A 256-nucleotide genomic window follows, 5' to 3' on the forward strand; every position below is an offset into this window, starting at 1 on the left:
ACTAGACTTCACATATGCTTCTTCTGCAGGTATTGTTTTTTGTTTGTTGTCTCCAATTACCATTCCGTATTCAGCTTTGTCGAATACTGGATTCATTTGTACAGCTCCATCTGTATATTCTAATGGTTCTCTTTCTCTTGAGCTATCAAATAATTGATCGTTTGTTACTTCCCCTGTGTAATGTACCTTTAAAGTACTTCCTTGTTTTGCTTGAGACTTCTCTCTTTTTTGTTAAATAAAGGTACAAACATAAGAA

Annotated in this window: 1 pseudogene; it reads right to left on the reverse strand. The window is 34.0% G+C overall.

Features of this window, described 5'->3' with window-relative positions:
• Positions 1–207: pseudogene (locus Q4548_RS17290) on the reverse strand (peptidylprolyl isomerase); the annotation flags it as partial.
• Between the last annotated feature and the right edge of the window lie 49 nt (positions 208–256).

Source organism: Wenyingzhuangia sp. 2_MG-2023 (assembly GCF_030548295.1).
Taxonomy (GTDB): domain Bacteria; phylum Bacteroidota; class Bacteroidia; order Flavobacteriales; family Flavobacteriaceae; genus Wenyingzhuangia.